The sequence below is a fragment of the Nodosilinea sp. LEGE 07088 genome, assembly GCF_015207395.1.
Classification (GTDB): domain Bacteria; phylum Cyanobacteriota; class Cyanobacteriia; order Phormidesmidales; family Phormidesmidaceae; genus Nodosilinea.
On sequence record NZ_JADEWX010000122.1, the window covers coordinates 1 to 19,297 of the forward strand.

The following is a 19,297-nucleotide window of genomic DNA, read 5'->3' on the forward strand; positions in this document are numbered from 1 at the left end:
AGATTGCCGGGCAGATGTTTGATAACGAATATGACCTGGCCATGACCGTCATTGAGGGCATGGAGGCACGTAGTAGAACCGGAGATTACCCACTGGAACGTTTTATATTTAATTGCGCCTAGCTACTTAGCAATCCTGCGTGAATCGTGAAAAGCCGTAGGGCAGGCGTCTCGCCTGCACGGGTAAGATGCCTGCCCTACTTACATGAATCAGTTCGGATTGCTATAGATGACGCGATAGTTCGCTGTTAAACAGGGCGGCGTCTGGGTCGGGCCACTGGGTGATGGGTTTGGCGTCTTTGGGTAGCGGCTGCAGGTGGCTGAAGGGGCTGTTTTGCCAGTCGCAGGGTCTGAGAATGACGGGGATGACGCGGGTGGTACCGTCGCGGTGGCGTTGGAGGGCGCGCTGTATCTGCTGGTCGTAGCAGCGATCGCTGGCAATGAATCGAGCAGAGATCAGCAGCAAAATCAGGTCGGCAGCATCGAGCTGCTGCTGGGTTTCTGTATCCCATTCGGCCCCAGCTTCGATGTCGCAGTCTTGCCAGGCGCGAATTTTGCCCTGGCGCTTCAGGGCGGCTAGGTGGGTTACCAGATCATCTTTGAGGGCGTCGTCGCCATGGGAGTAGGAGATAAACAGGGTTAGGGGGGCGGTCATTGGCAACGATCGCGGCGAAGTCGGCAGACTATTCGATTCTATTCTGGCGGAGATCAGGGGTGGCGTACCTTAAATCAATCCTTGCCTAGAGCGGCAGGCCCTCTCGCTGCCAGCGCGATAGCCCCCCCAACAGGTCGTAGAGTTGGCGAAAATTGAGGTTGACCATCACGGCGCGGGCGCGATCGCTGCGAATGCCCCGCTGGCAGTAAACCAAGTAGGTCTTTTGGCGATCGAGCTGCGCCAGGTCTGCTTGAAAGGTGGGGCTATGAAAATCGAGGTTAATCGCCCCGGCCAAATGTGCTGTAGCAAACTCTGGGGGGGTGCGCACATCCAAAATCACGAAGTCGGGGTCGTGGCGATGGGCTGCTATTAAAGCCTGGGCCTCTCGGGGGGTGACGCCGTAGGGGTTAGTCGCAACCAGCGTGGGGGTAAGTGGTGAGTCGGCTAGCCGGGATGGCTGAGCGGCTATGACAATCAGCCCACCGATAACCATCAGCAGACAAACGAGTGCGATTAATCTCATAGGGTTATACCTGAATGGCCCCCCTAGCGCTGCAATTCAGTCCACCCAGGGAATATCATCCACCTTGGGTTGGGCTACCCCATCGGCTGGCGGTTTTGGAGCCATGGGAATTGTCTCTTGCTGACTGGGTTGCGTCCTCGCAGCCAGGTTGTCTGACCGAGCTTGACTGGCTTGGCTAGTGCGATCGCGGCCAGCCTGTTTTGATTGCTGCCGCTTGATGAAGGCGGACGACGCATACTCCTCGGGTGCCAACGATTGCAGAAACCAATCTAGCGTCTCCTGGGGGAGCCATCCGTGTAAAACTGCCAGCGCTCCAATTCTCAGCCCCGCCTGGGCCTGCTCCTGCAGCAGGGTTTCAACTTGTTTAGAGTCCAGTAGCCCCGCTTGCTGAAGGTAATACCCGATGGGTTTATCCTGCCCGCCATGGATGGCCTCGGGCCACTGTTCAGCGAAAAATTCAATGGCGTCTCGCTTCACCCACCCCCGCAGCTCAAGAATATCGCCAATTCTCAGATCGGGCTGCCATTTCTGATCCTGAAGCACTACCTGAAGCTGCGCAGGTGAGAGCAATCCTGCCCGCTTCAACACTTCTCCGAGGGGTCTGGTTTGGCTTTGGGTAGGCATGGCTAAACAGTCAGGGTAGACAACATTTCCTAGGGCTCTGTCAAGCTTAGTTTGGGGGGGCGAGTAGGGTGCATAACGTCAGGGCAAGGCTTCGCCAACGCAACCGCAATGCCCCACCTAAGGAATCTTGGGAGCTAAACGACATCCGAAATTAAAGATGGACAAAGCAATAGGGTGAATAATGCAAGTTTAGATGATTATCAAGGATCCCCCCACTTGTTTAGACTAATGCCCCCATCGGCCAGCGCATGAGGGTGGTGTCGTCTTCGGTTTGCGATCGCCCTTCTGGGCCGGTCTTTGACCATCGCCTCGGTGCCTCTTCAATCAACGCTTGAAAAAACAGAAGGTGATATTTGAGGGATGATCACTAGTACTCGAAGGCTGAAATATGTCCACCGTTCTGGATCGCTTGGCTCCCTAGCTCCCCTGCTCCCTAGCCCTAAGGAATAGTATCTAAACTTGCGCCGTGGAGTACTAGCCTTATCTACCCTGAGCTTGGCAAGCCTCCTAGTATAGAATAAAAAACCTTTCTCCATAGGCTTCAGTCGACTTCCCTCTCCGCCTATAGAAACTTAGACAAATCAAAATCTGTGCTGGCTTGCTGAGTCTGTTTCTTCAGCTTCAACATCAAGAGAATTTGGTCTGAGTAGTCTACGCTACCACTCAACTCTGCTGCCAAAATCTCTAGGCCGCCGTTCACATATTGCTCAAAAATCTCAACTCGTATGTAGTCATGCACTTCGTCATCACACAAAATTTCTGGATCTTGAGTATGGGCTAGGGCTATCAGCTTAATAATTTCAGCGCTGCGGAATTGCTCTTGGAGAACGGCATCTGGGTCTTTTCTAGAATAGTTGCCTAGCGCTACCTGTCGCGAGTTGTGGAATCCTAGCACGGCAGCAAATGTCACAATATCGGCATAGGCGCGAAAAGGTCCGATCGCGCCGTCGCTGGAACGCAAATTTCGCACCAGTTCTGCTTTGTCTTCTGAAATATGAACCCTTGCCAACGCCATTTTTATTAATCAATTGAACTTCTCTAATCTACGAGAGTTAATCATCACATCACTCCCATCCCTCAGCGCCCTCACCAGCTCCGCCTTATCCTTCGCAATCCGAATCCGACTCTCTGCCATCGCTGCCTATTAATCCTCAACCTGCAAAATCCCAATCAGTTACTGAACCACCTCAGCCAGTTTAGACAAGCGTATCATGCCCACTTTGTATAACAGAGTGCCTCGATCAGCTGTAAACAGCCGATTGGGACGAATATTACTGTCTTTTTGTAAACTGCCACTTTCAAAATCCGCAGATGTTAATGCTACAGAATAGCGATCGCGCACAGATTGACTTGTAATTTGATACAGAATTACATCATCCCCTGTCAAAGCTGCTAACACCAGAGCAGGCCTTCTCTTGGCTTGAGTGAGATCTGAAAATGGAAACGGCACCACTACCACATCGCCCCTTACAAATGTTGCCAAGCGTCCTCCTCCTCCGGCAAAAGCCAATCTTTGGCCAGAGAAGATTCACTCAACAAAGCTGTTTCAAACGTCTCTTGAGCCTGGACTGAATTTAGGAACTGAATAAACGAGAGCACCATTGTCAAAACATCTTCTGGCGTTTTATCTAATTCACGTAGTATTGAATCTCTAACAGTCATTTTCCGTCTCTCTCATAAAGGTGCTGCCCCTGCTATACCTGATCTCCGATGGGTCTATGATCCCTAAGTTGTACTCCTCTTTGATGCGATCGCCTCCAGGAAATAGTCATGGATTAAAACATCTCTAAAACCTGCAATTTGCCTCCAGGGAATATCAGAATTAGAGTTTCGCAATTCTTCTGATAGTCGTTTAACGGCCTTCCCCATACCCTCGAAGTTGCGAATGACAGCATCCTGTATCATACGATGTTGGTAGAGTCATTTTCCCGTGCCACAGAGCCAAATACTCGAATATGAGACGCACCATATTTAGTAGCGATCGCGATCCCCCTATCTCGATTAGACCTTAGGGATTTCATTAAGTCGCCCATCACGACATTTCAAAGGCTCTCTCAGCCATGACGATGTACTTCCACAATTTCGGTAAACTCAAACTCATCGGGGCTTTGGCGAATTAGCGGGTAGGTTTCGCCCCCAATCTGCATCATATCTCCCTGCACCTCATCCTTAGGAGAATTGTAGATCAGCACATATTCTCGCCCAATGCGGGCCAACATTTCGTCTTCTACCTCACCGCGCCACTGGGTCTTGCTCGCCATCACAATCAGCTGATCGGCCAGGCCCGGCAGTAGCTTGGCCACCTGCCGCCGATAGATCTCATCCAGGCTGCCAAAGGGCGAATCCATTACCAATGGAAAAGTGCTGCTGTCTGGCCCCATTACCAGCTTATTTTCGCTCCACTGGCGAATGCGCTCCACCACGCTACCAATAAATGACAGGCTGAGAATCTGATTTTCGCCGGTCGAGGCTCCTACCAGCACCTCCTGGTTGCCCACCCGCTCCACCAGGTTGAGCTCGTACTTCTCGCTAATGCGGGGAATGTAGGCTTTGAAGGAAATCTCGCCATACAGGGCACTGAGGGTGTCTTGCAGTTCTTGGCGAAACAAAATGTCCTGGTTTTGCTTGAGTTCCTTTAGGCGATCGATCGCCTCCTGGGCTGCCTCAATACGCTGCAAGGCTAGCTTTTGCCGACCCTGGTTTTGCTTGCGATCGCGTACCTGTTTCCGCAGTTGGGTCACCTCGGTACTCAATACAGCAACCCGCTCCTGGTTGCGCCCCTTTTCTAAAATCAGGTCTTCACTCTTGCGATCGACTTCGTCGATGCGCTCTTGCAGTTGGCGAATATCTTCGCGGGGGCTGGTGCGCAGCTGGTCGCGCAGGTCTTCGAGATCGGTTTCAATCTGCGAGAGCTTTTGTTTACAGTGGTTGATGGTGGCCTGCTCTTGATCGACCTGGCGCCAAAAATCCTCCTGCTGGTCGTCCTGCTGGTTTACCCAGCCCTCCAGTCGATACAGGGTGGACTGGACGTCCGCCAGCCCTGTCTTTTGCAGCCAGGTTTCCACGGCTTTCCGATGGGAGGTGCCGGGATGCAGTTCTGTGCCACAAATGCAGCGCTGGCACTCTAGCAAGTCCTGCACAAACTTGGGCTTTACATCGGCGGGCAGTTCGCCGCGCTCCTCTTTGTCTTGCACGATCGCACGAAACTTTTCAATCACCGAGGGCAAAAACACCGTGTAGCCTCGGTTAGAGATCGCCTGCTTGAGAATCTTTTTGGCCTCTTGCAGGCGATCGCGCAGTTCTCGCTCCTGCTCGCTTAGCTGCTCCATCCGCCGCCGCTGCAACTCAAACTCGCCCGACTCGCCCAGGCGCAGATTGTACTCCTGCTTGAGGGTGGCCTGGTGGGTCAGTTCCTGGTCGATTTCCTCCTGACGGGCTTCTAGGGCATCCCGCGCTGATTCTTTCTCGCGGCGCTGGGCCAGCAGGCTTTTGGTTTCGGCATCGCCAATGCTCGATAGCTCATCTTCCAGGGTTTTGCGGGCGGCGTTGAGGTGTTTGATGGCGTTGTCGAGCACCTTGACCCCCAGCAGTTTTTGAGTGGCTTCGGCGATCTCGGCCCGGTTGTCGGTGCGCACCAACTGCTCAATGCGTTCGCCGTCAAAAAAGAAATACTGGTGCAGGCTCTTGGGCAGCATGCGCCCCACTACGTCGTCCGGGTTCTTTGCTGCGGGCAGGGTAGACCAGCGGCCATCGTCGCCCACAAACTGCATCTCCACCTGGCTAGTTGACTGGTTGACCTCATCCCCTCGTTTAAAAGCCTGGCACGATCGCCGCACTCGGTACTGCTTGCCGTCGTGGTCAAAGGCCACCTCTACCCAGCAGGGCACCGCCTCCTGCTCTGCCGCTTCCGCCAGCGCTCGGCGGTTTACCAGCTGGTCGGGCGAGGCCAGGGCAGCGGTAAAGCGTTCGTACAGCGCCCAGGTAAAAGCGTTGAGCAGAGCCGTTTTGCCCGAGCCATTGTTGCCGTGGATGACGGTGATGTTGCGATCGGCGGTCTTGGCAAAGCTCAGCCCATGCTCGCCATAGAATGGTCGAAAATTGTAGAGTCTGAGGTTCAACAGCTTCATTGCACCGCTTCCTTCACAATCCGCAGAATGTCGGCATTCACCAGGCCGCGCTCATTGCGATCGAGCCGGTCTTTCTCAATCTCGAGCACCTGCTGAATGATTTGCCGAACCTCCTGCGGGGCGGTATCGATAGGCTGATGCACGTCTTTAGCCGTCAATTTACTCATAGGAACCATCTTCCCTGGTTTGTAGCTGTTCTGAAACCCAGGCCGCATCCTCCTGGGTTAAGGGCGGTAGAGGGGGCTGTCTGTAGTCAATGGCCATAGCGTACCGCCCTTTTTCGTAGATGTACTGTAGCAAGGGCTGTAGCGCCAGAATGGGTTCTGGCTCGTTGGCCATCAGCGGTATCGGTATGAGAGGAATGGGCTGCTGGAGGTTAAATCGGTACAGATCGGCCAGGGGGCGGCGATCGCCGCGCGACACCAAGATGTGGTAATGACTGGGTTGTTCGCCCGACATCGGCAGGGGTTGCCCTCCGCGCAATAAATCAATCTCGACTAGGTGGGAGGGGCTGGCTAAAACCTGGTTGCGTTTTCGCAGATAGGCCGCGCGTCCTTCTCCAGAGCGCTTGTTCTTGGGCGACAAAAGTTCAAGCACGGTTACGACAGTTCCCGTTGCGACCTCACGAATTTCCAGGTAGCGCTCGGTCACTTCCTCTGTCACGGGCACCTTAACCTGTTCAGGCTGTACAGGCAGCGTCAGGGTAGCCGTCATCGCAGGTACCTCAGTGCGTTGGTGGGTCACTACGGCAACATCGGGAATGCCAACTAAAACCGAGTCTTCATCGCTGGAAAGGTAGGTTCGCTTTTCGATTTCAACTCGGTATTTTTGACTGAGATGATCGACTAGGTCATCGGCAATGGCCACAATCAGTCGGCTGTGGATTGATGACCAGAGCGCAGGATTTTCGAGATAGGGGTTCATGCCTGGAAAGGGCGATCGCATAGGCTCTCATAGAGGCTCAGAGTTGCTTCTATGGTAAAGGCTATGCCCATCGCTGAGGCATCTCTGCCACCTCGTAGCCGGTTCAAGGGCGCTGGTAGTTAGGCATAGCTCACATATCCAGCAGGCCGTAGCGCTTTTGCAGATCGAGTAGTTTCATTCTGGCCTCGCCTGCATTGTCGGCCAGCTGAGCAAATTCCACAAAGCGCCTCAGTTCCTTTTGCAGCAGGCTACGCTCCACCGCTAGGGAGGCTCCATCTAGATCGGGGGGCACCACGATCATGTCAAAAAGGGTGGCCCGATCTTTGCCGGGAGCCTGGCGCAACACTCGCCCCCGGCGCTGCACAAACTGGCGCGGGTTGCCGCTGCTGGCCATAATCACCGCCGTCTGAGTAGCGGGGATATCGACCCCTTCGTCGAGACAGCGAATGGCGACTAAGCCCTGGAGTTCTCCGGTTTCAAACCGCTGCCGCAGATCTTCCCGGTCGTCCAGGGTGGTTTCGGCGGTATAGGTATTGACCCGATAGCCCAGTTCTTTGCCCAACAGCGCTGTGACAGCCTCTACATAGCGATAGCTCTCCTGAGATACGTCATCTTCTACACTGCCGTCGCCGCAGTAAAACAGGGTATGGGAGGTGTCGAGACGGTCGGCCATCAGCGATCGCAGGGCATGCAGCTTATTGGCGGCATTGCCGATCAGCCGCGATCGCTGGTTGAGCAAACCTTTGATTTTGTCTTCCAGATCGCTGTCACCCATGGAGGCGAGGTGGCCAATTTTTTGGGTGAGGGCGGCGTAGCGCTCGGCTTCTGCCTCCGTGAGTTCGACCAAAACGGGGTAGTAGCGGTAATGGACGAGGGCACCCTGGGCGATCGCATCGGCCAGGGTAAATTCTGGCTGCAGGACGGGACCAAAATAGTCGAATAAATCCTCGGTTCCCGTTTCGTCGAAGTATCGCTCCGGCGTAGCCGAGAGCGCCAGCCGTAGCCCGACGGTGCGGGGCAGGCTTTGCTCTAGCCGTCTGGCCCCCAGATTATGGGCCTCATCGCCCACAATCAGCGTCTTTTCTGGGAAATAGCGCAACTGCGACTGTAAACCACTGCCGATCAGAGTTGCGTTGGTGGTAATTACAGTCACAAAGGGCTGAGAGCCGGAGCGTGCCCCGTAGAGCTGGCTCGACAGTCGATCTTGCCACTGTCTAACGTTCTCATAGGCCAAAATCGGCTCCAGACCAAATTTCTGGCATTCCCGCGCCCACTGCATGACCAAATGGCGGTAAGGACAGACCACAATCAACGCCTGCAGCTGGATTTTGGCGTAGAGTTCAGCGGCGATCGCCAGGGCCGTGATCGTCTTACCGCTGCCCGTCGCCATTTTCAGCGTGCCGCGCCCTTTGTTGGCAAACCAGTTGGCGATCGCCTGCTGTTGGTAAGGCCTCAGGGTCAACCCCAAAGGCAGCGCAGGAAAGCCTCGCTTAGAGGCTTCTAAAGGAAACGCGTCTATGATGTAATTTCCCTTTTCTGAGGCGACCTTGGGCTCTTGGGTTAGCGGTTGAGCCGGACAGAGCTTGAGCAGCGATCGCGCCACCGCCTCAGGAAACGATATGATCTCCACATTCTCTGTCTGGTCGTTCCATAAATCTTGAAAATTTTTCGCCTTTTGTAAGGCCCGCTGGCTTACTCCCTCATCCCAGGAGCAATAGACATCCAAACACTCAAAATTGTCAATCAACGCACTGGCGCTTTCATTGGCAGACCCGGTAAAAGCCACCACATGGCCATTCGCATCGACGAAAACACCTAGCTTTTCGTGGTAAATTCCCCGCGATCGCAGGGTCTTGGGTATGGCCAGCCTAATTTCTAGTAGCCCCTTACTCAGCAGCCACACCAGCGCTGTCAGCCGATCTTGAATCACCTGGGGCAGCTCCACCTCCAGCTCTCGCAGCAGGGCCGCCTCGATCGCCTGCTCTCGATTCTTGAGTCCCTGCTCAATCGCCTGCACATCCTCTTCCGAGAGCTGTGGCGAGGTGATCAATCGCATTTGCCCCCCCGAGCGCACAAATGCCGTCAGCCCCTGGGCCACACAGGCCATCGACGAGCTAGAAAAATATCCCACCGCTCGGTTATAGACCGTCGCCTGCTCCAGGCAAGGGATATAGAAATCTTTGACGATGTTGCACTCGCTGCTGCGATACTCGTCCTGAATCGCTAGATCCTTCAGGCTCACGCAGATTTCTTAGATAGAAAGGTTTACCGAAGTCTAGCGCACCTAACCCAATCACCGCCGAATAAAATGTTCGACGGCAAGACTAATCGCCGGAAAAGCTAGCGGGCTAACTGTAAACACAAAATAAACTCCTATACTCAAAAGCCCTGAAACCATTGATTTCTCGTGCTCTTTTTGAAGGCAGGAATTTTTAAAGTTGTATGCTACTCAGGGTTTAGATAGCTTCAGACGGGCTTGCTCGGAAAAATAAAGTTGTATACCGATGAGAGAATGCACCTACGGGGCACAAGCTATAAGCCCGACAAGCCTCTTTACCTATAGGTGATACACCTTGGAGGCTACAAGATCAGCTGCAGTGCAACCTCTGCTTTGCAGGAACAGTGGTTTGATATGCCGAAACCAGCTCTAGGGAAATATTTGACGTTGGAGGAGTTCTGCACCTGCACGCAGACTTACCAAAAGTATGCTGACCAGATTGATCCCTATCCGAAGAATCTGGAAGAGACGATTCCGGCATTGGAGGCGTTGTGTCAGCTGAGGGATCGGGATACCTGAGCTGACTCAATCTTTGCGCCGCACCACCCGATGTCCTCGCAACTCGGCTCCATGGTCCAGCAAACACTGCTCCCACCCCCGGCGATCAAAAATCGCTTTTACGTCGTCGAGTAGTCCCCATTTTTGCTCTTGCTGGCTGAGCTTGGCGAACTTGGCATAAGCGGGATAGTCAGCGGCGAGAGTCTGGTCTTTTTGGTGGAGCAGGGGCGGGTTGTCGGGGTCGTAGTCGCGGTAGCGGACGTAGAGGTCCTGGAGTGCGATCGCCATACTGGTCTTCAATGCCGGATGTGGCTCTTTGTCGAATCCAGGAAAGGCCAAATAGGTAATCTGTGGCTTTTGAACATGGAACTTAACCACCGTGGCTTCCTCAGGTCGGCCAATGGTGCGGGAGGCACAGCCTTCGTAGAGGCGTAGCAGCGGGTCGAGCTGATCCAGCGCCGACACATGTACCCAAAGAGAATTGGGGCGCTGCTGACCGATCGCACTCTGCCGACAGCGCTGCTCGATCATCTCCGTGCAGCCCAGGGTCATGGGCATCAGATCGGTGGCGGTGCAGGCTTGCTGGTAGCTGCCGAAGAGGGCTTTGATATCCGCTTGAACCGAGAGTGAGAGGTCTTTGAATTTAGGGCGTTTGCCGAAGTGGCTGAGGGCCAGGTAGACCAGCAGGTCGTTGCGGCGCTTGTCGGCGATCGCATCCCATTCCCCTACATCGGTCGCTTGCAGCACGACGGTGAACGCCCGCCGAATGCTGCCAAAGGTCTCCTGTAGGGGCACAGCATGCTGTGCCCCTACCTCTTCGAGGGTGGGCAGGCGACCGCGATCGGTGTAGAAATCCATCAGGGGCTGGAGGCGATCGCGGTATTCCTCAAACTTGCTGACCTTGAGGCGAATGCGGGGAGCCGTGGCGCGGGAACGAAACCGGGAGGCGCGAAAGGCTTCGGCCTGGGCCTCGTCGCGAAAGACAAAGTAAATCCCCAGGGCGATGGGGATGGCGTCTACGCCAAGCACCTGGTCGATGTAGGTTTTGAGTTCTTCTTGCTCGTAGTATTTCTGAAAGGTGTTGCGGCTGGTAATAATGCCGTCGCCGTAGGCGATGACGCCTCGGGTGCGAAGATGAAAGCTTTACTGACTCATCATGTGGCTATAACAGTAGAGCTTTGCAGACTCTAAAAGCAAATGAGGGCATACTTGTTACTTGCATAACGTTTGGGCTTTACTGCTATGGCTGGAGAAAGAGAAAATAACACATATATCTATAAAATTCAGACAATGGCAGACAGACTTGGTTATAAACCAAGAATCTTTGAGCATGAGGAAGGATTACGTCTTATCTTTGAAGCCAATCCAATTACATCTATAAGGATGGGAGTTGATTTTCTTGATCAAGGTAATTTTTATCAAGTATGGTTTAGCGTACGTTCTTCCTCATATATCTTCGAAGGAGAGAGAACCGATATCCATGAGGTAATCTCCTCATTATTCGCAATATTACTACGAGTAAGCCCTCTCAGGATATCGACAAAATTGACTACCATTCTGAATGGATTTACTGGAATAGATGTTGAAATATATGCTCGCTTTTTGACATTTGAGCAATCACAAGAGCCCATTGCATCAGTCAATGAAGAAGGCTTAGAGAGACTTTACGAGCTTTTGTTCTTGATGAAATTTTTTGAAAGCTTATTTACCAACAATTTTTATTGTCCATCCTGTCTATTGGCAGAACAAATGCTTGCGGAAGCCTGCGCGGAAGCAGAACCAATGGCCAGATTTAATTGGCGAGTTTCTGAAGACTGGGCGCGACAAATCGCATCGTTATCAGATGACAACTTCAATTCCGACGGCTTGCAATATAATTTCAGATATCATCCAACCTGGAAATATTTCAGAAGCATAAATTCTAAAATATCGGTGATATTTGCACCTGGAATAGCAAGCTGGCTTTTAAGATTTATCAAAGAACAAAAATTCTCAGAGTCTTTAGATGGCATTTCAAGAAAAATCATTATATCAGGCAGGGTCGGCAATGCCGTTCCAGTTCAATATATGAGGAAAGCGAAAAAGATTTTATTGAAACTTGAAAATGGCCTTAATGGCTTAAGTGATTTTCCTATTGTGCCCTTAGAAAATCAATTTGCTCTGATTGGGAAATCGCACTTGCTAATTGTTGAAAGAAATTGTGGCAAGAAGGAATTCATAAAGGAACGCGATAGGATTAGAAGCCGTCAAGCAAATGAATCAAAAATTCTGTTCCCAATTACTTCATTTGAATGGAGGAATGAGATTAATGGAGAAAGATTTGAAGCCTTCTCTCGAGAATTGCTTGCTCGCGAAGATGGTATAAAGTGGATACGAAGAGTTAGTTCAGGTTATGAGCCAGATGGTGGACGTGATCTGATAGCTGAATGGACTACCGCACCTATTAAGGGGCAGTTTGTTGACATTGACGCCAGTCCTTATTTGCCTAGGAAAATAATTATTCAGTGCAAGGCTTATAGAGGAAAAGTAGGTAAATCGAATGTCATTGATATTCGAGACACTATCGATCATTATAACGCAGATGGATATTTCTTGATTGTCTCATCTGGTATAACAAGATCTCTTACGGAACACCTTGAAAGATTACGCAATTCTGGCCGATATTGGATTGACTGGTGGGCGAGAGATGAAATAGAAGAAAAATTGCGAGAAAATATGGACATTGTAGATAGGTTCCCAGAAATCTTAAAGGTGACTTTGATTTGAGTGATGCGAAAAATAATGATTAGATTCTCTAAAAACCAGTGAATATCTCAATTTTGCTTCTCGGCGAGTGCGGCCAAGGCTGGTTTCAACAGACCACATCTACCGCCGTGGCCGATACCCTGGCCCCGCTGCTGCACTGGCGGATCTGCCACGTGTGGGACTGGCTGGTACAGGCGGATGTGGAGCTGGGCTACCCTACTTTTGACATTGCTGAGGTCTACGGCCACGACCCGCAAGATGACCTGGGCGAAACAGAGTCGATCAATGCCCGCACGGGCTGCATTGGCTGCCCCCTGGTGCAGGAAGATGCGGCGCTGGAGCGGGTGCTGGCAAAGCAAACCCCAAGTGGATGTATCTGGCTCCGCTGCGGCAATTGCGCCCGCTGTATTGGGACGTGAAGAAGCCTCAGTACCGCCTGCGAAAGCACGGGGAAGTGAAGAAGGATGGCTCTTTAGCTAAAAAGCAGGGCCGCCTGGGATCGCTGACCCTAGAAACGCGAGAGTGGATGCTGGGGGAAATTCGGCGGATTAAGGCGGAGGTCAATGCGGGGGCCGCCCAGATGGGGCAGCCGAATATTTGCTTGATCAACGCGGAGGAACTGGCCCGGATTAGAGAGCTGATTGCCGCTGAAACCTGGCCCGAGAAGTGGGATGGCACTGAGCACCGGGGCGACGAGTGGCTACCGGAAATATTGTCAGATGGCAGCGTACAGCCACTGTTGTTTTCTAACCGTTAGGATAAGTTCAGGTATTTGGATTATGGCATGGTCGATACTGCGTCACGTCCACATCTGCCAGGCATTGAAACGGATGTCTGGGTTTTGGCTGAATGGGATGAGTATGTGGCTCTATGTGATGGAGCTTCTGATCAGGGCGGAGAATTCTCTGGTCTGGAAAAAGCACGATGCTATTACGACAACGGATGGATGCGGATCGAGATGGCAGCGCTAGGTCCACTACATGGTCGTGAAAATGCCATCGTACTGAAAGTCATTGGTTTGTTTACCGCGCTCAAGGGTATTCGGGTCGTAGAGTTGATCAACACAAGCTTTCGCAAAGCTGGAAATCGAGATGCTCAACCCGATATAGCGTTTTATCTCGGTGATAGATTTCAGCTTCCACCGCGCAACAATCAACCGGTTGATATTGGAGTCTATGGTGCGCCCCATTTAGTCATAGAGATTGCCTCCACTACCCTCAGCGATGATTTGGGTCGCAAGCGTTTGCTCTACGAGCGGCTGGGAGTGCAGGAATATTGGGTGGTTAATGTAGCAACAGCCGAGGTCATGGCGTTTGCCGTAGAGCAGGGGGGGAGTCGCGAAATTCGAGATTCTGGGGTATTGCCTGGACTGATACTAAATACCGTTGAAGAAGCTATGCAGAGAGGCAAAACCGAAGATGATGGCGCGATCGCCCGCTGGTTGCTGGAGCTGTTTCGAACCTAGCGATCGCCCTCAACTGGAGAGCCCCAGATTGCAAAAATCTTCAATCGATTTCAAATTGGGATCGCCCGCCAGGTAGCCAATGCCCCGGTGCAGATGCAGGCGGAGCTGGGTGGCTAAGGTTTCTGGATCGGTACCCAACCCGTCTTGATAGCAGCGCTGCTTGAGGGCGATGAGCAGCTGGTCGGCAATGGGGCCACCAAAGACTTGCCAGGTCATCTCCAGGTTGCTGTCGGCGGGGATGGGCACGGGGGACGGTATCGACGGTTCCATGAGAGAGCGGCACAGTGCCCAGCGACAGAGCACGTTCCATGTAGGGATTTTGGTCACGCGCTTGAGCTTGAGCAGCTGATCTTTAGCAGATTGGGAGAGTTTGATGCGATCGGTAGGAGGTTGCATAGCTATTCGTCTATTACTGTTTCAAGCTCTCGGATCAGCTCGGGTAGGTCTTCGACAATGGTTTGCCAGACAACATCAGTATCTATATCGAAATAGGCATGGGTTAAACGGTTTCGCATACTAATGATCTGGGGCCAGGGAATTTGAGGAATGTCTGCCTGGCGTTCTTTGGTAATCTTGGCGGCGGCTTCGCCAACGATTTCAATGGCTTTGACCACAGCTAGCAACAGCATGGCATCGGCGTCGAGGGAGAGTTTGCTTCTGCCTGCCATGAAGGCGATCGCCTGTTTAGCGGCATCTAGCATATGCCTCAATCGAATATCGTCATTGAGCGCTGTCATACTGAACCACCGCAGTGCGTAAAACGTCGTCTCGAAAATATCGACTTAGATCGTTGGGAGTTCTCAGATCAACCTCGCGGTGAATCAGGTTGGATAGTTCTAGTTCTAGGCCCGCCAGACGAATGAGGCCGGGAATATGATCGGCCTGAAATTCGACCAGGAAATCGACATCGCTCTCGGCACTAAAGTCTGACCTCAGCACAGACCCAAACACCGATAGCTTTTTGATGTGGTGGCGTTGGCAGAACTGTCTGAGCGCAGCCTGGGGAAGTTCAATTTGCATAATCATTTACCAAAAGTAACCCGATACCACCGCTGTCTGTCGCTGCTTTGGATCGTACTCCAAACGATATTCCCGCGCGATCGCCCCGGCCGCCCGCAACCGCTTTACTTCCTCGGTACGAATTTCGGTATCGGTGGAGAGCAGTATGACTTGGTGGCTGGCTTGGGGAAAGTAGCTAACGACTAGGTGATTGCGGTGTTCTGAGTCGAGCCGCCCTAGGGGAGTATCGATCGCCACCGGCAGCTGACGACCAGAGGTGTTGGCTAGACCCCAAAGGAATGAAATAGCGAGTAGCTGCTTTTCACCGGCAGAGAGGTGTTGAATAGGTAAGGGTGCGCCTTCGGTATCGTAAAGGTCGAGGCGAAAGGTAGCCGGGTCGATCATCACCTGGCTCACCAGGCTGGCTTTGTGTAGCAGCAGTTTGAAGTATTGGGTTACCTGGGTCTCAAGGGCTCCTAGCTTTTTCTCGGTCAATTTATCTCGAAAGGCAGCTAGGGTAACTTGCACCCTGGGGGCTGTTTCTAGCAGGATGTTGGATTGGCTGTCTGCGATCGCATCCTGACCATAGCTGCTGAGGGCTTTCTGTAAGGTTTGCCGCTGCCGCTCTAGCTCACCATAGCGGCGACGATGAATTTCTAAAGACACCTGGCATTCTTTTAGATCAGTTCGGGCTGCGTTGCGGGCTGACTTGAGGGTTTCGTAATCTTCGGCGGAGGCGGCTTTGGCCAGTTTGCCTTCTAGGGCGTCAATATCGTCGTTGAGCTGTTGCAGGGTATTGAGGTGGGTTTGGGTCAGCTGTTGCTCGTTGGGTAACTGGTGCTGAAGCATGTGGGTGAGCTGAGCCAGGCTATCGTCTGATGCCTCAAGCCAGGCGTCGCCTGTGGCGGTGGTGCTCAGGCTTTGGCTCTCTTGCTGCACAAACGCCTCAATTTGCTTGTGCTGGGTGGGCTTGAGCTTGAGCTGGCTGAGCAGGTCAAGCAGACGCTGGTCGTGGTTGAGCAAGGCTTCGCGGGCGATTGCAGCTTTTTGCTGATCTTGTTCTCGCTGTCCTTGAGTGGCTCCATCCATCAGCAAATCCTGAATCATCGCCAGGGGCAGCACCGAGGCCGCCAAATCGTGGAGCGCCTGGGTTTGAATTTTGATCTCAGTGCGCCAGGTTTTAATCTGCTGTTGAAGAGGTTCAACTTGTTCGGTAATGTGTCCACCCCCGGCAAAAAAGTGGTTTTCGGCCTCTTTGCAGAGCGGCTTCGGCGGCGGCCAGGTCGACTTCGCGTTGTGCAAGGGTGGCGGCTTCGGTCGCTAAATCGCGATCGGTCTGGGTGAGCTGGTACCGCAGGGTTTCTACCTGCTGCTGGGCGGCGTCATCCCCCAGTTCGGCCTGTTTGCGGCTGACGAGGACTGCTAGGTCGTTGGCGAGGCGATCGGCTAGCTCTAGACCTAAGACAGCGCGAATGGCGCTGACTACGCTGGGGGGCGGGGTGTCTTGTTCGGCCAGGGCTTTGACCTGTTCGCCGTCGAACAAAAATAGGTTAGAAAGCCCCAGGGGTAGCCAGTCTTCGACCTGCTCATCCCAGTTTTGGGTGAGGTATTCATTGGGCCAGCCGTCTAGCTCGACGGTGAGGGTGTCTTTGCTGCCCCGCTGCCACAATCGCTGCACCCGCACCTGGCTGAGCTTTTCGATGCCGCTGATGTAGATCACCCGCTCGAAGGTGAGTTCAACAGCAGCCCTCTCGGCCTGGTTGTTGACGCACTGGGCCAGAAAGCTGACATAGGCCAAACTGCGGCGGCGATCGATCGGAGCGCGTTGGCCGTACAGGGCTAGGCGAATGGCATCCATCAGGGTGGTTTTGCCGCCGCCGTTGAGCCCGCCAATGAGGATGATGGGGCAACCGTCTTGGGGGCGCAGGTTGAGGGTGTGGTGCCCGTGGTAGGGGCCAAAGTTTTGCAGGGTGAGATCGAGGAAGATCATGATTGACCTCCGGGCGATCGCCGCGATTGTCCCCGGAGGGGGACATGAGCTTTCAGCCCGGCCATTTCAATGCCGGGCGGCGGGGTTTGCGCGATCGCCCACCCACCCATTTGGGGCATCGGATGCGCCACAAACACCCAATCCGGGCAAATTAAGCCAAGCATTTTTGAACCATTCCTCTATGTCTCTGTGGCAGCTCTATTACCATCTGGTCTGGGCAACAAAATATCGCCTGCCGCTGATTCAGCCCAGTTGGGAAGCCGATTTGTACGGCTACATGACAGGTAAGGCTGACCACCTGGGCTGCATTATCCACGCTATAAACGGTACCGAAGACCATATTCATGTGGTGGCGTCGATTCCGCCAACCCTGGCGGTGGCCGATTTTGTGAAACGCCTCAAGGGCAGCAGTTCCCATTACAGAAATCAGGTGGGGGGTGCAGAGCGGTTTCAATGGCAGGAGGGGTATGGGGTGTTTTCGCTGGGCCAGCGCCAGCTTAGCCGGGCGGTAGGCTATGTGAACAATCAAAAGCAGCACCATGCCCAAAATCGGTTGTGGTCTGCCCTAGAGCCCAAGGCAGATTAGGACTCTGGCAAGGGAGGCACGCCATATTTGAGGGTGGCCCAGGCGGTTTGAAAGGTCTCGACGTCGCCGGTTTCTTCGGCGACTTTGAGGTCGCGGATGGTTTCGGCCCGCTGAATGGCGGGGGCTTTGGCGAGGGCGCTGGTTTCAAAGCAGGCTTGCAGGGCTTTGTAGATGCCGGTGCGGCGGCTCATGGTTTGCCCCAGAAAGCGCTATAAGTGCGCTCGGTGTCGAGGAGTTTGGCGACGAGTTCGAGATACATGGGGTCGTCGTCGCAGAGGGTGGCGAGAATGGCCCATTCATCGGGGCCGAGGGTGGCGGTGTCGGCGCTGAGGCGGGGATCGTGGAATTTTTGGTGGGTGATTTCGTGGTAAACCACTGCCGCTATTCTCTGGGCAGGTACTTTACCAACGCTTTCATCACCTCATGGGGCTGGAACTGCAACGGCCTGTCAGCATTAGGGGCGCTAAGAAAGTCCGTCCACTCGAATATCTCAGCAAAGCCGAGTTGATGGAGTGCAACAACAATAGAACTCACAGATTGCTTGCTGCCAATGACGAGGATTTTGACAGGTTCGCGATCGGGGTGGGGGTAGCTGTGGAGTTTGAGGGTGAGTTCGAGGTGGACTGGCCCAGCAGCGTCGGGGGTGAGGATGCGGGCACTGTAGCGGGCGGTGGGAGCTTGCTCTTGCATAGTCTTGTCAACCACTAGGACGTTGAAAGTCAATCTACCCTGCCTAAAGGTTGACTGTCAACCACTAGGATGTGTCTGGATGGCGGAAACTCTGAAACCATGAACGCATGGGAAAAGCAGGCAAAGCGCTCAAGCAGGTTTTAGAGGATTACAGCATTAGCCAGTTTGCGCTGGCGGTGGCTATGGATGTGGAACGCAATAACGTTTACCGCTGGGTCAACGAAAAGCGCGATCCAACAGCTGAAACAGTTTTGGAAATTGTCAGAGCCCTGAAAACGCTTAATCCTGATGCGGCGAAAAAGTTTGGAGAGTTATATATAGAGAATGAATACTAGCTGGCTATCTCCCATTCGGTTCTATGCCAAGCTAAAGCATTCAAGTCAGGGAAAAATTCTTCATCGTGCGGCAAGAGTATTTCCTGGTTGTGATATTCCTGAATAAATCGCAAGTCGGAGGGGGCATCTTCATCCAGCCACCCTTGCTTGATTAAAATGCGGTAATCACTATCAATACCGAACCAACCATGATCAAAAGCCCAATGATGATTTTTTGCATAATGAAATACCATTCGAGTAGCTATCATCTTTGAATTTTGCAAATGGCTTAATGTGCGCACCATCTACAATATTACTTCGCCAATTCAAATCTGAAGTGCATCAGCGTCTGATTTATCTGAATAGAATAGTTCAAATGGCGTTTTATAGTCAAGCGATTTTCTTGGTCTTTTGTTAATCAACATGACGGCTCTTTCTAATGTCTCCGGTTTGACGATTTTGAAATTTGTTTGCTTTGGAAAAAACTGTCTTAATAATCCATTCGTATGTTCATTGAGACCTCGCTCCCAGGAATGATAAGGATTAGCAAAGTAACACAATAGCTCCAACTCCTTACTCAGCTCTGCATGATTACTAAACTCTTTGCCATTGTCGAATGTCATCGTTTTTCGCTGGCTCTTTGGAATCTCTGTGAAGCGCTTAATCGTTACCTGATTGATTTCAGAAGACGTTTTATTTTTACCTAAACCAGCCACTAGAAACTTCGAGGCTTTGTCTACGTGGGTCACAATCCTTAACGGGTGACAAGGGTACTCAACGTCATGCGGTACAGGGCTTTGAGACAATAAAGGGGACAAAAAATAGGGAGCCTCAGTGCAGCTCCCCTAAACCAATATGTTTCCTGCATCCTACCAAACCA

26 protein-coding genes and 3 pseudogenes are annotated in these 19,297 nt (G+C 52.7%); 6 read left to right on the top strand and 23 right to left on the bottom strand.

Annotated features, from left to right (window positions below; all coding sequences use genetic code 11):
- Positions 1-222: 222 nt before the first annotated feature.
- From IQ254_RS21515 to IQ254_RS21570, 12 genes and pseudogenes are all read right to left on the bottom strand, one after another.
- A complete protein-coding gene (locus tag IQ254_RS21515) occupies positions 223-654 on the bottom strand; it encodes a toll/interleukin-1 receptor domain-containing protein (protein WP_193968211.1) in 432 nt (143 codons plus the stop codon).
- Between the two features lie 85 nt (positions 655-739).
- Positions 740-1,177 (bottom strand): rhodanese-like domain-containing protein, encoded by a 438-nt coding sequence (locus IQ254_RS21520; RefSeq protein ID WP_193968212.1) that lies wholly within the window; start codon positions 1,175-1,177, stop codon positions 740-742.
- Between the two features lie 36 nt (positions 1,178-1,213).
- Positions 1,214-1,801, bottom strand: coding sequence for a hypothetical protein (locus IQ254_RS21525; protein ID WP_193968213.1), 588 nt, complete (start codon positions 1,799-1,801; stop codon positions 1,214-1,216).
- A 562-nt stretch (positions 1,802-2,363) separates the two neighbouring features.
- The gene (locus IQ254_RS21530; protein WP_193968214.1) at positions 2,364-2,816 is read right to left on the bottom strand and encodes a DNA phosphorothioation-associated protein 4; all 453 of its coding nucleotides are present in this window, start codon (positions 2,814-2,816) and stop codon (positions 2,364-2,366) included.
- A gap of 159 nt (positions 2,817-2,975) precedes the next feature.
- Positions 2,976-3,284, bottom strand: a complete 309-nt coding sequence (locus tag IQ254_RS21535; RefSeq protein WP_193968215.1) for a type II toxin-antitoxin system PemK/MazF family toxin — start codon at positions 3,282-3,284, stop codon at positions 2,976-2,978.
- Positions 3,269-3,463 (bottom strand): DUF2281 domain-containing protein, encoded by a 195-nt coding sequence (locus tag IQ254_RS21540; RefSeq protein ID WP_193968216.1) that lies wholly within the window; start codon positions 3,461-3,463, stop codon positions 3,269-3,271. Before IQ254_RS21540 ends, IQ254_RS21535 begins: the two co-directional genes overlap by 16 nt.
- A 102-nt stretch (positions 3,464-3,565) precedes the next feature.
- Positions 3,566-3,706 (bottom strand): annotated as a pseudogene (locus IQ254_RS33800) (DUF86 domain-containing protein); the annotation flags it as partial.
- A 149-nt stretch (positions 3,707-3,855) separates the two neighbouring features.
- Positions 3,856-5,928: an AAA family ATPase gene (locus tag IQ254_RS21550; protein ID WP_193968218.1), complete on the bottom strand. Its 2,073-nt coding sequence runs from the start codon at positions 5,926-5,928 to the stop codon at positions 3,856-3,858.
- Positions 5,925-6,095, bottom strand: coding sequence for a hypothetical protein (locus IQ254_RS21555; protein ID WP_193968219.1), 171 nt, complete (start codon positions 6,093-6,095; stop codon positions 5,925-5,927). The genes IQ254_RS21550 and IQ254_RS21555 overlap by 4 nt, the downstream gene beginning before the upstream one ends.
- On the bottom strand, positions 6,088-6,873 hold the full coding sequence (locus IQ254_RS21560) for a DUF4058 family protein (RefSeq protein WP_193968220.1): 786 nt from the start codon (positions 6,871-6,873) through the stop codon (positions 6,088-6,090). Before IQ254_RS21560 ends, IQ254_RS21555 begins: the two co-directional genes overlap by 8 nt.
- 109 nt (positions 6,874-6,982) lie before the next feature.
- On the bottom strand, positions 6,983-8,482 hold the full coding sequence (locus IQ254_RS21565; RefSeq protein WP_369011360.1) for a DNA phosphorothioation system restriction enzyme: 1,500 nt from the start codon (positions 8,480-8,482) through the stop codon (positions 6,983-6,985).
- 1,173 nt (positions 8,483-9,655) lie between these two features.
- Positions 9,656-10,759, bottom strand: a pseudogene (locus IQ254_RS21570) (DNA phosphorothioation-associated putative methyltransferase); the annotation flags it as partial.
- Between the two features lie 111 nt (positions 10,760-10,870).
- On the opposite strand from IQ254_RS21570, the gene IQ254_RS21575 reads away from it, so the two are divergent.
- From IQ254_RS21575 to IQ254_RS21585, 4 genes are read left to right on the top strand one after another with little or no spacing between them, the layout of a single operon-like run.
- Positions 10,871-12,394 carry a restriction endonuclease gene (locus tag IQ254_RS21575; protein WP_193968222.1) on the top strand — a complete coding sequence of 508 codons (1,524 nt, stop codon included), beginning with the start codon at positions 10,871-10,873 and terminating at the stop codon, positions 12,392-12,394.
- A gap of 38 nt (positions 12,395-12,432) precedes the next feature.
- Entirely contained in the window at positions 12,433-12,792 is a 360-nt protein-coding gene (locus IQ254_RS31715; protein WP_228040968.1) for a hypothetical protein, read from the top strand.
- Positions 12,744-13,130 (top strand): hypothetical protein, encoded by a 387-nt coding sequence (locus tag IQ254_RS31720; protein ID WP_228040969.1) that lies wholly within the window; start codon positions 12,744-12,746, stop codon positions 13,128-13,130. The genes IQ254_RS31715 and IQ254_RS31720 overlap by 49 nt, the downstream gene beginning before the upstream one ends.
- A gap of 27 nt (positions 13,131-13,157) precedes the next feature.
- Positions 13,158-13,838 carry a Uma2 family endonuclease gene (locus tag IQ254_RS21585; RefSeq protein ID WP_193968223.1) on the top strand — a complete coding sequence of 227 codons (681 nt, stop codon included), beginning with the start codon at positions 13,158-13,160 and terminating at the stop codon, positions 13,836-13,838.
- 9 nt (positions 13,839-13,847) lie between these two features.
- On the opposite strand, the gene dndE is transcribed toward IQ254_RS21585, so the two are convergent.
- The 6 genes from dndE to IQ254_RS21615 are packed head-to-tail and all read right to left on the bottom strand — an operon-like array spanning position 13,848 to position 16,991.
- On the bottom strand, positions 13,848-14,234 hold the full coding sequence (gene dndE, locus IQ254_RS21590) for a DNA sulfur modification protein DndE (protein ID WP_193968224.1): 387 nt from the start codon (positions 14,232-14,234) through the stop codon (positions 13,848-13,850).
- Between the two features lie 2 nt (positions 14,235-14,236).
- Positions 14,237-14,575: a DUF86 domain-containing protein gene (locus tag IQ254_RS21595; RefSeq protein ID WP_193968225.1), complete on the bottom strand. Its 339-nt coding sequence runs from the start codon at positions 14,573-14,575 to the stop codon at positions 14,237-14,239.
- Positions 14,559-14,864, bottom strand: a complete 306-nt coding sequence (locus tag IQ254_RS21600) for a nucleotidyltransferase domain-containing protein (protein ID WP_193968226.1) — start codon at positions 14,862-14,864, stop codon at positions 14,559-14,561. Before IQ254_RS21600 ends, IQ254_RS21595 begins: the two co-directional genes overlap by 17 nt.
- On the bottom strand, positions 14,865-16,139 hold the full coding sequence (gene dndD, locus IQ254_RS21605) for a DNA sulfur modification protein DndD (protein WP_193968227.1): 1,275 nt from the start codon (positions 16,137-16,139) through the stop codon (positions 14,865-14,867). It abuts the gene before it with no gap.
- Positions 16,039-16,827 (bottom strand): AAA family ATPase, encoded by a 789-nt coding sequence (locus tag IQ254_RS21610; protein ID WP_193968228.1) that lies wholly within the window; start codon positions 16,825-16,827, stop codon positions 16,039-16,041. Before IQ254_RS21610 ends, dndD begins: the two co-directional genes overlap by 101 nt.
- Entirely contained in the window at positions 16,824-16,991 is a 168-nt protein-coding gene (locus IQ254_RS21615) for a hypothetical protein (RefSeq protein ID WP_193968229.1), read from the bottom strand. Before IQ254_RS21615 ends, IQ254_RS21610 begins: the two co-directional genes overlap by 4 nt.
- 17 nt (positions 16,992-17,008) lie before the next feature.
- Here IQ254_RS21615 and tnpA point away from each other — a divergent pair, with 17 nt between their 5' ends.
- Complete coding sequence (tnpA, locus tag IQ254_RS21620) at positions 17,009-17,413, top strand: IS200/IS605 family transposase (protein WP_193968230.1); 405 nt, start codon at positions 17,009-17,011, stop codon at positions 17,411-17,413.
- Here the strand turns inward: tnpA and IQ254_RS21625 are convergent.
- From IQ254_RS21625 to IQ254_RS21635, 3 genes are read right to left on the bottom strand one after another with little or no spacing between them, the layout of a single operon-like run.
- Positions 17,410-17,604 (bottom strand): hypothetical protein, encoded by a 195-nt coding sequence (locus IQ254_RS21625; protein ID WP_193968231.1) that lies wholly within the window; start codon positions 17,602-17,604, stop codon positions 17,410-17,412. The two genes, tnpA and IQ254_RS21625, sit on opposite strands and share 4 nt — an antisense overlap.
- On the bottom strand, positions 17,601-17,789 hold the full coding sequence (locus tag IQ254_RS21630; RefSeq protein WP_193968232.1) for a hypothetical protein: 189 nt from the start codon (positions 17,787-17,789) through the stop codon (positions 17,601-17,603). The genes IQ254_RS21625 and IQ254_RS21630 overlap by 4 nt, the downstream gene beginning before the upstream one ends.
- 5 nt (positions 17,790-17,794) lie before the next feature.
- The gene (locus IQ254_RS21635) at positions 17,795-18,103 is read right to left on the bottom strand and encodes a hypothetical protein (protein ID WP_193968233.1); all 309 of its coding nucleotides are present in this window, start codon (positions 18,101-18,103) and stop codon (positions 17,795-17,797) included.
- A gap of 107 nt (positions 18,104-18,210) precedes the next feature.
- Between IQ254_RS21635 and IQ254_RS21640 the strand changes: the two genes are divergently transcribed.
- Entirely contained in the window at positions 18,211-18,438 is a 228-nt protein-coding gene (locus IQ254_RS21640; RefSeq protein WP_193968234.1) for a helix-turn-helix transcriptional regulator, read from the top strand.
- Here the strand turns inward: IQ254_RS21640 and IQ254_RS21645 are convergent.
- Both IQ254_RS21645 and IQ254_RS21650 read right to left on the bottom strand, forming a co-directional pair.
- Positions 18,435-18,722, bottom strand: coding sequence for a hypothetical protein (locus tag IQ254_RS21645; protein ID WP_193968235.1), 288 nt, complete (start codon positions 18,720-18,722; stop codon positions 18,435-18,437). The genes IQ254_RS21640 and IQ254_RS21645 overlap by 4 nt on opposite strands.
- A gap of 21 nt (positions 18,723-18,743) precedes the next feature.
- Positions 18,744-19,169, bottom strand: a pseudogene (locus tag IQ254_RS21650) (IS30 family transposase); the annotation flags it as partial.
- Between the last annotated feature and the right edge of the window lie 128 nt (positions 19,170-19,297).